This is a genomic window from Streptomyces sp. NPDC002004 (assembly GCF_053593975.1).
In genome coordinates this window covers 27981-41962 of the sequence record NZ_JBSFDP010000007.1, presented here as the reverse complement: position 1 = coordinate 41962, position 13982 = coordinate 27981, and the positions used below count along the sequence as shown (strand labels likewise).

The window sequence follows — 13982 nt, the reverse complement described above, 5'->3', positions numbered from 1 at the left end:
GCCCGCGAGAACGCACGCCGCGCGGCCGACGGATTCACCAGGTGAGCGGTTCCGAAACGGTCCGGGCACAGCGGCCCGTGCCCGGCATGGCGAGCAGACCCGTGACGGGCTCGCCCCGGGCGAGCAGGGCCAGAGTGTCCCGGTGAAGGAGGACGCGGGCGTAGCCGTCGTCGATCACCCCCTGTGTCACTTCCGGGAGGTCCTCCGGATCGTTCGTCGGCCAGGCCGACAGATACACGGTGCCGCTCGTGACGGGCACCACCTCGGCGTCCTCCGTGGTCAGTACACGGGCGGTCACCACTTCGTCCTCGCGATGAATGTCCTCGAACCAGCAACGCTGCCCGGCGTGCATTTCGAGGTTGGCGCCGAACTCCTCGACCGCTGTCGCACATTCGGATCCGGAGGACGGCCGGCGCCATGCCGAGATCGCGAGCTTGTTCGGATTCCGCATCAGCGTTTCGGCGTGCTCGGCGAAGTAGCCGCCGAGCTCGGGGTCTCCCGCGAGCGACTCGTAGGCGAACTCCACAGGCCTGCTCTCATCCGGGCCGAGTTCCAGCCAGGCGTTTCCGATGTAGACACGGAAGAGTTCGCTTGTCTGGTTCACGCCGAGCAGATACGTGGCGGTCCGGGGGCAGCTGTTCGCCACGCCCATGACGGTGCGGATGCGCCGAGAGGGTGAGCCGCTCCCTACCGAGACCGTCGAAAAGTTCGACTGTGCCCAGTTGTCATGGGTGACCCATTCGTCGTGCGCATGTGTGGGGTCGTGGAACTGCTCGATTTCCGCGTGGAAACAGAAGTGTTCGACTTCGATTCCGTTGACCTTCAAGGACTTGGGTACGTCCCAGATCACGTCGAACGTTGCCGTGCCGTGCGCGGGTACGACCGGCAGCGGCGGAGGATCGGGGAGCTGCACCCAGTCGCCGGCCGTCGTGGTGAACGGGATCCACTTGACGTGGGTCACCACGTTGGTGGCGTCCAGCACTCCGACGTTGTGGACGGTCACACGTACGCGGTTCGGTACGCCTTTGACGACACTGTTGGTGGAGAACGTGCCAAGAGGGTTGATCAGGTCGATGTCGGGACTTCTGTAGTTTCCGCGGCCTGGTGCGGGATTCAGCACAAGCTGCGGACGGTGGGCCCCGACGTACGTGACCTCCACCTGAGCCGTATTGGAACTTCCTCCCAGGGAGGACAGTCGTACTTGGAAGTCGAACATCCGCTCCGGGTCCGTGACGTCGTTGTCCCGGAATCGATCGCCCACCAGGTCCAGAATCGGCCCGGCCGCTGCATCCGGCTCTTCCGGCAGAAGCAGGACGGGCGGCCGAGCGGGATATTGCGTCAGGGCGTCGACGTCGGTTCCGAGAACGAAGCTGGGGAAGATGTCCGACGACAGATCGTCCATCTTCTGGTCGCCGACCATGCCGACCTGCATTCGCCGGTACTCGAAGAAGTAGCTGCGGTGCCCGTCGATGGGGACCTCGATGCCGGCGAACTCTCCGGCTGGAGGACCGGTTTGAGCCAGGTCCTCGATGGCGTGGAGTGTCACCGTGTCGCCGTTGGGGTTCTGTGCGAAGTCGAACCGGCGCAGCCATGACGGCTGGACCCAGCCCAGGCGCAGGCGGTTGGCGATCGACAGATGCGGCAGCTTCTTCTCGTTGGCCATGAGTTCGATCCGACTGGCGACGCGAGCATTCACCTCGGCGGGATAGTCAGGACTCTCGTAGAGGTCGTCCAGGCCGAGGGTATGGCACAGCTCATGGCACAGAACCCTTTCGGGCTTCTTCTCGCTGAGGGGTGAGGTGGGGTCGATGGCATGCGGATAGACGTGCGGCATGAGGGTGACGGGCCGTGGACCCTGCCCGAGGAAGCCCGCCACCGGGTCCTTGCGCGTGAAGACCGGTGCTGTCTGGGGCCGGCTCGCGTGACCCCAGACGAATTTCGTCGGAAGGGGCGTGCCACCCGAGGGTTCCGGTGCGTTGGATGCGTTGCACACGACGATGACGTAGGCGTCGGCGTCCCTGCCGATCTCGAATCCGTCCGGCTCGTCGAGCAGATACCTGCTGATCGCGTTCGCGAGTGCCTGTTTGGTGCCGTCGAGGTCCGTCCACCCACCGTCCGGGTCGCCCGGGTTGTACGGCGTGAACAGGTCGCCCCACCCGAGATCGAGGTCGACAGGTCCCAGGACACGGTCACCGAGGAGCTTCACCGTCATACCGGTCGGATGGGGAATCCCGTTGTCCCGGTTGAAGTAGGAAACCTCCTCGAAGTATCTCTTCGCCGAGACGGCGTCCCCGACGACGTGATCGCGCCAGGCCTGGGCCGTCGCATCCGGATCCCCGAATGCGACCTCCGCGGTCGCGACGAGCACGACCGCTACGCGCCAGACACCCGGTGCATGCGGCCCGGCCGTGTAGCCCGCCCCGCTGCCGGCGCCACCCCAATTCAGCGTTCGCAGCCCTCGCTCGCCGGTCACGGCGATCGGCGGACCCACCGCAGGGTCGGGCCAGCAGGCCGTGACACGGAATCTGCGGACCGCCAGAATCTCTGCCGAGCTGCGACGTCGGGCAACAAGATGGAACTCTCCCTGTTGGAAGCCCGCGATGAGCGTGACCACGGTCGACCCGTCCGGCGCAAGCGGCTCGACGCCTGCCGAGACGGTTCCCGCACCCCGCCCCTCGTCCACCGTGAACTCGATCTCGTCCGCCGTCAGACCGACGGCGGCCGGATCGAACAGGACGTCGGCGTACCCGCCGACGAACAGCGGCGACAACGGGAGAGTGACCGGCAACGTACCGGGGTCCAGATCCCATTCCACGGCCTGAAGATCGGCACCCGTCCCCGCGAGGAGCAACGATCCCCATCGCGTCAGTCCCGAAACGGGGAAGCCGAGGTCCGTCGGTACACCCATGGTGCCGTCCGCCCGGTGGACACATGCGTTCCCCGACGCGCTCACCGTGATGACAGCGTGATCCGTGTGGGGAGCGGAGACCAGACACACGACGTCGGACAACTGCTGCGGAAAATCCTCCACGGATCCGCCGTCCAGGGGAACCACGGTCACGTACTGGACGTGGTTCTCGTCGACGCGGAGCACGAAAGCCTCACGGCCGTGCTCATCGACGGTGAACGCAACCGCACCCGGCAAGGGCGAAGCAAGCGTGTGGACTTGGGCGGCGTTCAGATCCACGACGTGCAGCCCGCTGCCCGAGAGGACGAGGAGACCGGTGTCCGGGTGACGGTGTGCGCCCAGGAGCGTCTCACTCATCGAAACCACCGTGGACGCGTCCGCAGCGTCGGCTGCGCCACGATACGCCACCAGAACCCGGCCACTTCGCTCGACGACTGCTGTGCCGAGCCCGTCCCGCAAGGGAATGGCGGCGATCGGTTCGCAATAGCCGCGGCCGCGCATCTCCTGCCGTCCGTCCAGCAGCCTCACGCTGCGCACATCGCCGCCGGGCGTGGTGAACCAAACCGTGTTGCCGGGCTCGTCGAATCGAAGGCTGTCGGCGCCGGCCACTTCACCCAGTGCCACCGAGACCGCATTCACCATCACAGACTCCTCACAGAGCGTAATCACTGCGAGGCTACTGGTGAGCATTCCATCGCGCATGTCCGGCAGGTCCCGGGCGTAGTGCCTGTAGGAGCCGGACGCGGCTGCTCCGCCTTCGGGTCAGGGGATCCGGATGCTCGCGAGGATCTGCTGGTGTATCTGCTTCGTGGTCCTCTCGTTCGACGCGGGGCCGAGCGTCAGGACCTGGACGAGGTGGGTGCCGTCGGCGATGAAGCACGTGGCGCCGGCCGCGGGCATACCGCCCTTGCTGGTGAGGCGCACGTCGAGGGCGGGGTGGCCGTCGACCGTGGTCGTCCTGCTGCTGGTGCTCGTGAGTTTCACGGTCTGGCCGGGGACCGCATTCCAGTTGTTCAGGAATCCCTGGAGATCGTAGGTGAGGGGCTGACGAATGCTGCCCATGTCCCGGACGGTGAGGCCGGCGAGCCCGTCATCGGATTCCACCGTGTACACGCGACTGTGGACGACCTTGCCGTAGACGCGTTTGGTGGCCTTCTCTGCTTTGGCCTTTCCGGGAAGCTTGGCTTTGATGCCGGTGGGGGAGTCCGTGATCTCCTTCCAATTCTCGGCGGGGGTGGTGCCGGCGGAGGCGTCCTGTGCCGCGGTCGCGGTCAGGGGGTCCGTGTGCGGTGTTGCCGAGGTGGCGAAAGCGCCGGAAGGCAGTAGGGCGCACCCCGCCGCCAGCGCCGCCGAGGCGGCCGGCATCACAAGACGCCGGCGCCGAGATGTGCGAGGCATGGGAGTTCTCCTCGTGCGCTGTCGATGATGGGGGTTCCGAGTTTCAGTGATGGGCCGGCGGGCGTGTTGTGCGGCACCACATGCCGCCTCCGGGGCTTTCCGGGACGACTTCCGTGGACCGCACGCCGGGGGAGGCGGTGTCTCCAGTAAGCCGCTGTCGTCGATTCACGTCACGCCACCGCATTTCGTGACTTGACGAGCCGTACTTCGTGGTTTCCCCGTGGCCCCGGGAGTGCCGCGGTCCGGCCCCGCCGCAAGCACTGCGCCGACGGCTCAGGCCCACGCGTCCGGCCCGCCTCCGCGCCAGCTGATCAGCTCGGGGTCGTCGATGGAGGTGTCGGCCTGGGGCAGGCCGGCACGGCGCAGGAACTCCACCACGTCGAGCAGATGGCGGGCCGTGCCGACGTGCTCACCACGGATCGTCACCCGCCGCCCACCGTCCGGCTCCGGCGGATGCACGATCACGGGCACCTCATCCGACATGTTCCCAGTGTGCCCCGGATTGTCCGGACATGTGTCGGGCTTCTGCCTTGAGAGCTTCAGGAGCCCCATCCGTGGGTGGAGTGCACCACCTTCGGTCACCATCGGTGACTTTGGGTGTACAGGGTCACGGGTGCGGACTCCCCGATGCGAGACGAGCACATGCACGGGGCGGCCCGCTACCGAGGCGTGGGCGTCAACCGCCCAACCGCCGGGAGCACGGCCGGAACCCGCTCCAGAACTCCGCCTGCGAACACGTCGTAGAGCGGCAGCGTCTCCAGATGGACGTAGCCGATGTGACAGTCGCAGACGGCCAGCGGGCACGCGCGGGGGCGCAGCGCCTGCCGGTAGGAGCCGTCGTACAGGTTGCCCAGCTCCGACCGGACGAAGTGGCAGCGGCGCACCGTGCCCTCGCCGTCCACCGATACGACGGACTCTCCCGTACGGCAGGGCAGGCCCGCGCTGCGGTGCGGGTGGCGGCTGTACGGGAACAGCGGGTCCAGGGCGGTCCACCGGTCGGCCTCGGCGTCGGTGTAGGTGTGACCCTCGGCGGCGTTGACCCACAGGTAGACGTGCGCCGGTAGGTCGGCACGCAGGCGCCGGGCGTGCTCCAGGTGCTCGGGAAGACCGACGACGCCGACACTGTGGCGGACACCGCGGGTGGCCAGGTCCCGGCACTTGGCCAGGAAGCGGTCGTACGGCGTCTGCCCGGGGTGGAAGGTGCACCACAGGGCGAGGGTGTCCGGATCGGCTGCGTCCAGCCAGTTGGTACGGCAGCTCAGATTGGTCTGGATCGCCACCCGGCGGACGTGCGGCAGCCGGCTGAGCTCCGCGAGCGTGCGCCGGTACCAGGAGCGCACCAGGCCCTCGCCCCACGGTGTGAACAGCAGGGAGAGCCGGTCGTCCCGCTGAGCGGCCGCCCAGGCGGCGAAGCGCTCCAGCGCGGCACGGTCCGCGGCCAGCTCGGCGTGACTGTCCCGGCGCTTGGCGAAGGGGCAGTACGGGCAGTCGTAGTCGCACGACGCGAGCGGGCCACGGTAGAGGATGGTCAGGTCCATGCGAGCTCCGTCACTTCGGTTCGTACGCGGCCATGCGCTCCCGCACCGCCGGCGAGAACAACTCGGGGCCCAGCGCGTCGGAGTGGGCCAGGCCCTCGGCGGAGAGCCGTAGCAGCTGCGCTCCGGCGGAGTCGTCCAGCCAGCCGCGGTCACGGAACCGGTCCAGCTCGGCCGTGAAGTCGTCGCCCGGCGCGGTGCCGAAGCGCATCCGGTAGTCCGGCACGGACATCCCCTGGGCCTGAAGCAGTGACTGCAGCAGATGACGGCGCCGGGCCTCGTCCGCGTTCATCTCCCAGCCGTAGTCGGGGTGGCCGAAGCCGTCGGTGGTACGGGCGGTGTAGTCGTCGATGATCCCGCGTATGCGGTGCATGTCGACCGCGTAGTCGAAGGAGTAGTGCAACGTGGAGTTGTACGAGCGGGCGCCGCAGCCGAGGCCGACCATGCCGTCGGTCTGGCACGCGTAGTCCTCTCCGCCGGTGACAGGGGCGCCCGAGCGGCGGAACATGCGCATCGACACCTGCTCGTAGCCCCGAGCGAGCAGGTGGTCGCGTCCGTGGCGGTACAGCCTCAGCCGCTGTTCGTCCCAGTCGGCTTCGCCGGCCGCCCGGCCGCGATGGCGGCCCAGACCGGTGAGCGGGCGCACATAGAGGGGATAGAGGTACAGCTCCTCCGGCTGCCAGGCAAGGGCGGCGTCGAGGGAACGGCGCCAGGACTCCTCGGTCTGGCCGTCGATGCCGTAGATCAGATCGATGTTGAGGACGGGGATGCCCGCGTCACGGATCCGGCCGAGGGCCGCCTCGACGTCCGCCCGGCGCTGGGGACGTACGGCCGTCCGCGCCTCGGCGTCGACGAAGCTCTGCACGCCCAGGCTGAGCCGCGTGGTGCCACGGGCGGCCAGCACGGCCAGCCGGTCGGCGGTCGCCGTTGCGGGCGAAGCCTCCACGGACAGCGGGACGGCGGTCAGGTCGGCGCCCAGGCCACGCTCGGCAAGGTCGCACAGCCGTTCCAGCTCGGCGGCCTCCAGGAAGGTCGGAGTGCCGCCGCCGAAGGCCGCATTGGCGAACCGCGCCCCGTCGCCCAGCGCCTCGCGCACCGCCGCCGCCTGTCGCTCCAGCGCGTCCAGGTAGGCGGTGGTCAGGCCGTCCGGTGCCCCGATCCGCGTGAAGAGATTGCAGAAGCCGCAGCGCACTTCGCAGAAGGGGATGTGGAAGTAGAGCGAGAGGGCGTCCTTCGGTTCGTCGGCCCACAGCTCGCGCAAGGACGCCTGCTCCCGGCGCAGCGGGCGGTACGCGGTCTTGTGCGGATAGGCGTAGACGTACTGCTGGTACGGGCGGACGGCGGTCGCGGCCGCCGCTTCGGTGATCGTCATCGGGCCTCGTCGAGGAAGAAGTGGGCGTAGGGCACGGTCCAGACGACGTCATGGCCGATGCGGTGACCGCTGTAGCCGTCCTCGCCGTAGGCCGTGCCGTGGTCGGAGCAGACGATGGCGAAGCAGGGCCGACGGCTGCGGGCGGCCGCCAGGAGCCGTCCCATGTGCCGGTCCACGTACTCCAGTGCCGCGGCGTGGGTGGCCCGTGTGTCACCCGCCTCGCGGGTGGCGCCGGGGAGGTGGAACCAGTTCGGCTGGTGCAGTGCCGACACGTTCACGAAGAGGAACAGGCGCTGTTCCTGCGGTAGTCCGGCGACGACCTTCTCGGCGCAGGCCACCTGCGCCTCGAAGGAGGTGGGGGAGGTCACCCCGAACTCCGGCTCCCAGTGGCTCTCCTGGAACATTCCGGGCAGGACGGTGCCCAGCGGTGCCTGCTTGTTGAAGAAGCCCACGCCGCCGATGCAGACGGTGCGGTAGCCCACGGCGGCAAGACCCGAGACCAGGTCCGGCGTGTCGTGGACGAAGGTGCCGCTCGCGGTGGTCTCACTGCCCGCGAAACGGGCGGCGAAGAGCCGCGGATGCGGACCCGGCGCGGCCGGTGTCGGCAGGAAGCCCGCGAACATCGCCTGGTGGGAGGCGTAGGTGAAGCTCCCGGGGGCGTGTCGGCGCTCCCAGACGCCGCCCGGCAGATGCCGGGCCAGGTTCGGGATGCGTCCGGCCGCCGCCAGCTCCTGCGCCACGTCGTAGCGGAGTGTGTCCAGCGTGAGCAGCAGAAGGTCGTGGCTGCCCACGATGTCGTTCATGTCAAGCGGTGGTGTCATGGTGGTGCTCCTCGCGTTGCGCTCGCCGTACGGCGGCCGCTGCCGCGGCGACCTGCGAGGCGTAGGTGTCGAGGCCTTCGGCGCCGCTGCCGGGCAGGCCGGTCAGACGGGGCAGCAGATCCCCGAAGGCGTTCACTTCGCCGACGGCGAAGCGGCGCCACGCCGTGGCCGGCAGGACGTCCACGCCGACGCACAGGGTGCCCGGGAAGCACGCGGCCGCACGCTCTGCCGTGTCCAGCACATCGGCGAAGCTGCCTCCCGCGGCCCGGATCGCCGCGCAGGCCGCGTCCAGGTCGCCGCGGGCACCGCCGAGGTGCAGATTCGTCATCGGGTGCCTGCTGGTCCGTACAACGGCGTGCGTGGCGCGTCCTGCGACCACGACCACACGCAGATCGGCGGCTCGGCCGCCCTGCGACGCCTTGGGCAGCCACCGCTCGACGTGTATCCCGTCCGGGGCCAGCGCGTCGACGAGGGCGGCGACCTCCCGCTCCGAGGTGTAGCGGCGCACCCGGAGGGAGTTGTACAGACGGCCGTCGGGAGCCATCTCCACGGAGGTCGTCGCCCTGACCCGTCCGGGGCCGGCCATCTCCAGTGCCATGACACCGGAGGCCGACGAACCGTGCGCCGGTTTCACGAACGCGCGCGAGATGCGGGCGGCCTTCAGCTGCTCCCCGAGCTCGTCCCAGCCGCCGACCGGACCCGTCAGGGCCGGGGGGACCGGAACGCCCGCCGCGGCGAGCCGGGCATGGCAGCGCCGCTTGTCGAACATGACCGCGACATCCTCCGGGGCGGTGGACGCCGTCGCACCCGCACGGTGCGCCGCACTCGTCACGTCCCGGACCGCAGTGGTGAAACGGCGGTACCACCGCGCCGTTCCCTCCACCCTGGTGGGATGGTCGGTGCCGCGCAGCACCCGGTCGACCTCGGTGTCCTCGCCGGGGGAGTCGATCCGGACCCACTCGCCCGGCGAGAACGCGTACCGCCCGCGCAGCACGTCCCGCCACGCGAGCACGCGGGGCGCCGCGTGGCCCGCCGCGCGGACGGCATCGGCGAACAGCGTCGTCCGCCGGTTCTCGGGGTTGCCGACGACGGCGAACCGGAGAGCGGCACCGGGCGCCGGGCTACTCGGAGACAGCGACATAGCGCCACTCCTCGTCCCGCCAGCGGTGCGCAGTCTGCTGCTCCGACAGGTCGACCTCGGTCCCGGCGGCGCCGAAGGCCGTGCGGACCCGGTCCGCCACGGACTCGCTCAGGAAGTGGTGGTGCAGGTCCAGCCGCTCGAGATGGGTCAGCGGCTGGCCGCGGAGCAGGGCCTCGGCGCCGGTGTCGGTGAGGGTGCCCATGGACAGGCTGAGCGATGCGAGCTGCGCCACGACCGGCGCAGAGGCGCCCGCCTCGGCGATCTCGTCCTGCAACTCGCTGTCCTGAAGGCCGAGATGGCGCAGGGCCGGGAAGCGCCCACCGGCCAGGATCGGCGCGAGGTCGGCGACCGTCGCATCGCCGCCGTACTGGGACACGCCGAGCCACAGGTCCAGACGCTCCAGAGCGGGCAGCTCGCAGGCGCCGACCGCCCGCACCACCTGCCCGGACAGGCCACCTGACTCGAACCGCAGTGCGCGCAGCGCCTCGTGGCGCACCGGGCGCAGCGACAGGGACTCCTCGCCGAGCCCCTGCGAGTCACCGCCGCGGACCCCCAACTCCTCCAGCAGCGGGAAGGCCTCCAGGACGGGAGTGACATCGGTGAGCTGGAGCCAGGAGATCTCGCACTCCTCGCCGGTGACATCGGCGAGGAACAGGGCACGCAGCGCGGGGAAGCGCTCCGCGTCGGCAAGGATCAGCTCCAGAGCCGGGCGCAGCTCGCTGTACTCGTCGTACCACCAGGGCCCGATGACGAGGGCTCGCACCTCCTCGCTCGGCACCCGGTCCGCGAAGCTCCGCCACAGCTCGGTGAACGGCATGTCCCCGGCCTCGTAGCAGTCCAGCCGCCAGGCCGTGCCGCCCGCGGCCGGAAGGGCCTTCTCGCACGGCGCGAGCAGGGTGTGGACGGGCAGTCCATGGAAGCTCTCGAAGTGTTCTGCGTACGTCATCACGCCTCATTCCGCGACGGCGGTGTAGCGGCGGACGACGCCGTCGTGCTCCCACGAGTCGCCGGGCTCGGACAGGTCGATCTCGACGCCGGACGGCTCCAGCCCCGCTCGGATCCGCTGGGCAACGGGCTCGGTGACGAAGTTGTGGTGGAGGTCCAGCCGGGCCAGGTGGGTGAGCGGCTGGCCGCCGAGCAGCGCCGTCACGCCCTCGTCGGTGAGCACTCCGAGCGACAGGTCGAGCGACTTCAGCTGGGCGACGATCGGGGCTCCGGCGACGGCGGCGGCTATCTCGTCCTGGATCTCGCTGTTGCGCAGCCCGAGATGGCGCAGGGCCGGGAAGCGCGACCCGGCCAGGATCGGCGCCAGGTCGGCGACCGTCGCGTCGCCGCCGTACTCCTCCACGCCGAGCCACATCTCGAGGCGCTCCAGGGCGGGGAGTTCGCCGGCGGCGACCCCGCGTACGACCTCGCCGGGGAGGCCGCCGGCCTCGAACCGGAGCGTGCGCAGGTGCTTGTGCCGGACCGCCGGGAAGCTCAGTCCGGTGCCGCCGCGGATCCCGAACTCCTCCAGCAGTGGATAGGCTTCGAGGACCGGCGTGACATCGGAGTGCTCGATCCAGGAGATCTCCGCCTCCTCCATCTCCATGTCCCCGATGAACACGGCCCGGAGCGCGGTCAGCCGGTCACGGGCATCCACCAGGCGCTGCACGATGCCACTGGAGTCGTCCTCGTACACCTCACCCCACTGACCCACCACGATCGCGCGGACTCCGGAGGGGTCCACGGAATCGAGGAAGCGGTCCCACAGGTCGCCGAACTCCTCCTCCGTGTCCTCGTAGGGATCGACGGACAGCCGCCAGGCCACGGCGCCCGCCTCCGGCAGCTCCTGCCGTGCCTCGGAAGCGGGGAAGTCGAAGGCCGGGAGGCCGTGCAGTTCCTGAAGATGCTCGACGTGGGACATGTCGCTGGCCTCCTGAGCCCGAACACGGTGAGTTACTCGCGAAGAGTTCTACCAAGCCGCACTGACATCGCCGGCAACGGGCTGTGCGGGCCGGTCCGGGGGCGTTGTCACACCCCCCGCGTAGCGTCCTGGACATCGGTCGGCGAGGCGCCGACGGGAAGGGAGCACACGCATGTACCGGCAGGGGGATGTCCTGATCGTGCCCGTGGCGGAGACGGCCGTGCCGCCGGGCACGGACCGGCTGCCGCAACAGTCGCGGGACGCGCGGGGGAGGCTCGTGCTGGCTCTCGGCGAGGTGACCGGACACGCCCACGCGGTCGTCGGGCCGGGCACGCTGGTCCGGGAGGCCGGACCGTTCGCGGCCTCCTACCTCCATCTCCCGGACGGCGGGCGGGTGGTGCACGAGGAACACGCGGCCATACCGCTGCCCAAGGGCTGGTACCGCGTGGTGCGCCAGCGTGAGTACGTGCCCGGCGCGGTGCGCGTCGTGGCGGACTGAGACAGCGGGGGAGCGGAACGGTGACGACGTCGATGGAAGCCGCACGGACGGATGCGACGGCGATGTGGCGCGAGGTGGCGGCGGCGACCGGCCCGGCCGACCGCAGCGCCGCCGAGGAGGGGGTGCGTCTGGCCTACCGGCTGGCGGGCCTGGCTGAACCGGAGCACATCGTATGGGCGGGCTCGCCCCGTGAGGGCGCGGCGCGTGCGGCACGGCTCGCGGCGGACGGCACGGCCGGTCGCAGTGTCCGCGAGGCGGTGCGCACCCGGCCGTGGGCCGCCGCCCGGCAGCGAGTCCTCGACCGGCTCGGGCCGGCCGGCTGGGCCGAGCACTGGGCCCTGACAGGCGCACAGCTGTGGGACGCCACGGTCATGTTGACCGAGCGCATACGGACCGGGGTGGTCGAGGCCGCGGACGGTGCGGCGGGCGGTGAGCAGGCCGTCCGGCTCGTGCTGCTCGACGCGGTCCTGGGCCAGCACGACGCGGCCTGGCTGGCCGCCTTCGAGGGCCGGGACGACGGGGGGACGCTCGACGGGATCGCCGCGGTCGCCCGCGCCGCAGGCTGGTGGTGGCCGTACGAGAAGGCCGTGGTCGTCTGCGAACGCCCGGTGGAGCTGCACCGGGACGAGGCGGGCCGGCTGGACCGCGGGGACGGACCGGCGCTCGCCTTCCCCGACGGGTTCGCGCTGCACGCCTGGCGCGGCATGCCGGTCCCCGCCGCATTCCTCGGCGAGCTCGCCGGGCTCACCCCGCGGCGGATACGCGAGGAGGAGAACGCCGAGCTCCGCCGCGTGATGCTCGAGTACTACGGCTACGACCGCTATCTGGAGGAGTCCGGGGCCGAACCCGTGCAGCGGGACGAGGCAGGTGTGCTGTGGCGTATCGAACTGGACGGGGACGAGCCGCTGGTGATGGTCGAGGTGGTCAACTCCACGCCGGAGCCCGACGGCACCCACCGCACGTACTGGCTGCGGGTGCCGCCGCGAACCCGGACGGCCCGGGAAGGCGTCGCCTGGACCTTCGGACTGGAGGAGGCCGATTACGCTCCCGCGAAGGAGACCTGAGCCGGCTCCGGATTGCCGGGGCCGCCGCCCCGGGTGCCGAAGCCGCGAACCCGCGCCCTGGGCACCCGACGCCGCGACGGCGAGGGCAGGATCCGGCCCTGGCCTCCCTTTGCCTGCCGTTGCCGAACACCTCATCCATGGTGATCGAGCGGCGTGTTGGTCCTGGTGACGGATGGTGCTGGGGCGCTCGCGTCTCCGGATGGGGAGGCGGGCGAACCTCTTCGGATCCGCGCTTGTGTGGGCCAGGGACGCATCGGCGAGCGCTGGAGATGCGCTGACGGGCCAGGTCGGAATGGTGATGGCTCGAACGTCCGCCCAGGATACGGCGGATTCGGTACCGAGGCTGTTGCTTCAACGATCGCCGCCATGGATGTGGCAGAGAGAAGCTCTCTGCGCCCGCGTGCAACAGCACAGTTCCACCGCGAGGCACACGAAGGACCGGGGGCACTGCGTCTTCCGTGGCCACAGATGGGAATGATCAGGCCACATTCCCTGAAGTTGCGTTGCGTCTGCAACGTTTGATGCGTCAGTATGTTCGAAGGCGTCGTGAGATGTGCACGCGGCATGCGTGCACACGGCATGCGTGCACACGGCATGCGTGCACACGTCGTGGCGCGCGGACGGCCGTGACGGCAGGACATTTTCGGGGGCGGATGCATGAAGTTCGACATGGGATCGACGACTCTGGCGGACCTGGGCAAGAGCACGCTGGCGTCGACCAACGACCTGGGCACATTGATCCGTTGGCTCATCCAGGCGGCGGAGCCGCTGGAAGGAAAGTTCAACGGTCAGGGCAAAGTGGCATTCGACTCGTTCAAGGGGCGCGCCGACGAGATCACCGACGCGCTGAACGGTTCGCTGCACTCGATACTCGGCGGCCAGTCCGGGATGGACACCGCCTTCGGTACCGGCGACCAGGAGCAGGCGGACAACGCACACAAGAACGTGGGTGCCGCGAACTTCGACGGAGCGCGCTTCGGCGCCCGCTGAGTGAACAAGAGGGATTTACAATGGCACACAGTCAGGACCGGCGTTCGTACGACACAGGCGCTTCGAGTGAGGTTCAGGGCAGCTTGCAGGGCATCATTGGTCAACTCGAGCTGGTTCTGGGTGACCGAGACCGCGCCGTGAAGGCCGCGATGGCCGACTTCGCGGCCGATGGTGTCTCGGACGACTACCACGGCAAGGAAGTCCGTTGGAACCGTGCGGCTCACGAGGTCCGCCACATCATCCACCTCGTGCGTACGACGCTCGGGGACAACGACGCCACGGCTCAGGCGACGCTGGCCAAGGCCCGGGCGGCTGTCGACAACATCGGCTGACAGCAGGGGCCGCTCC

Annotated in this window: 13 protein-coding genes; 4 read left to right on the top strand and 9 right to left on the bottom strand. The window is 69.8% G+C overall.

What is annotated here, in order from left to right:
* Window positions 1–34 precede the first annotated feature (34 nt).
* The 9 genes from ACWCP6_RS13820 to ACWCP6_RS13780 form a co-directional block, all read right to left on the bottom strand.
* Entirely contained in the window at window positions 35–3550 is a 3516-nt protein-coding gene (locus ACWCP6_RS13820) for a hypothetical protein (RefSeq protein ID WP_450932616.1), read from the bottom strand.
* Between the two features lie 120 nt (window positions 3551–3670).
* Window positions 3671–4306 carry a hypothetical protein gene (locus ACWCP6_RS13815; RefSeq protein ID WP_450932615.1) on the bottom strand — a complete coding sequence of 212 codons (636 nt, stop codon included), beginning with the start codon at window positions 4304–4306 and terminating at the stop codon, window positions 3671–3673.
* A 273-nt stretch (window positions 4307–4579) separates the two neighbouring features.
* A complete protein-coding gene (locus ACWCP6_RS13810) occupies window positions 4580–4789 on the bottom strand; it encodes a hypothetical protein (protein ID WP_450932614.1) in 210 nt (69 codons plus the stop codon).
* A gap of 176 nt (window positions 4790–4965) precedes the next feature.
* Complete coding sequence (locus ACWCP6_RS13805; RefSeq protein WP_450932613.1) at window positions 4966–5844, bottom strand: STM4011 family radical SAM protein; 879 nt, start codon at window positions 5842–5844, stop codon at window positions 4966–4968.
* 10 nt (window positions 5845–5854) lie between these two features.
* Window positions 5855–7213 carry an STM4012 family radical SAM protein gene (locus tag ACWCP6_RS13800; protein WP_450932612.1) on the bottom strand — a complete coding sequence of 453 codons (1359 nt, stop codon included), beginning with the start codon at window positions 7211–7213 and terminating at the stop codon, window positions 5855–5857.
* Window positions 7210–8016, bottom strand: coding sequence for an STM4013/SEN3800 family hydrolase (locus ACWCP6_RS13795; RefSeq protein ID WP_450932816.1), 807 nt, complete (start codon window positions 8014–8016; stop codon window positions 7210–7212). The genes ACWCP6_RS13800 and ACWCP6_RS13795 overlap by 4 nt, the downstream gene beginning before the upstream one ends.
* A 1-nt stretch (window position 8017) precedes the next feature.
* Window positions 8018–9175, bottom strand: coding sequence for an STM4014 family protein (locus ACWCP6_RS13790; RefSeq protein WP_450932611.1), 1158 nt, complete (start codon window positions 9173–9175; stop codon window positions 8018–8020).
* A complete protein-coding gene (locus ACWCP6_RS13785) occupies window positions 9156–10121 on the bottom strand; it encodes an STM4015 family protein (protein WP_450932610.1) in 966 nt (321 codons plus the stop codon). The genes ACWCP6_RS13790 and ACWCP6_RS13785 overlap by 20 nt, the downstream gene beginning before the upstream one ends.
* A gap of 6 nt (window positions 10122–10127) precedes the next feature.
* A complete protein-coding gene (locus ACWCP6_RS13780; RefSeq protein ID WP_450932609.1) occupies window positions 10128–11081 on the bottom strand; it encodes an STM4015 family protein in 954 nt (317 codons plus the stop codon).
* A gap of 172 nt (window positions 11082–11253) precedes the next feature.
* Between ACWCP6_RS13780 and ACWCP6_RS13775 the strand changes: the two genes are divergently transcribed.
* From ACWCP6_RS13775 to ACWCP6_RS13760, 4 genes are all read left to right on the top strand, one after another.
* A complete protein-coding gene (locus tag ACWCP6_RS13775; protein WP_450932608.1) occupies window positions 11254–11580 on the top strand; it encodes a hypothetical protein in 327 nt (108 codons plus the stop codon).
* Window positions 11581–11612: 32 nt separating this feature from the next.
* Window positions 11613–12644 (top strand): DUF6745 domain-containing protein, encoded by a 1032-nt coding sequence (locus ACWCP6_RS13770; protein ID WP_450932815.1) that lies wholly within the window; start codon window positions 11613–11615, stop codon window positions 12642–12644.
* A gap of 657 nt (window positions 12645–13301) precedes the next feature.
* A complete protein-coding gene (locus ACWCP6_RS13765) occupies window positions 13302–13634 on the top strand; it encodes a hypothetical protein (protein WP_450932607.1) in 333 nt (110 codons plus the stop codon).
* Window positions 13635–13654: 20 nt separating this feature from the next.
* A complete protein-coding gene (locus ACWCP6_RS13760; protein WP_450932606.1) occupies window positions 13655–13966 on the top strand; it encodes a pore-forming ESAT-6 family protein in 312 nt (103 codons plus the stop codon).
* The last annotated feature ends 16 nt before the right edge of the window (window positions 13967–13982 follow it).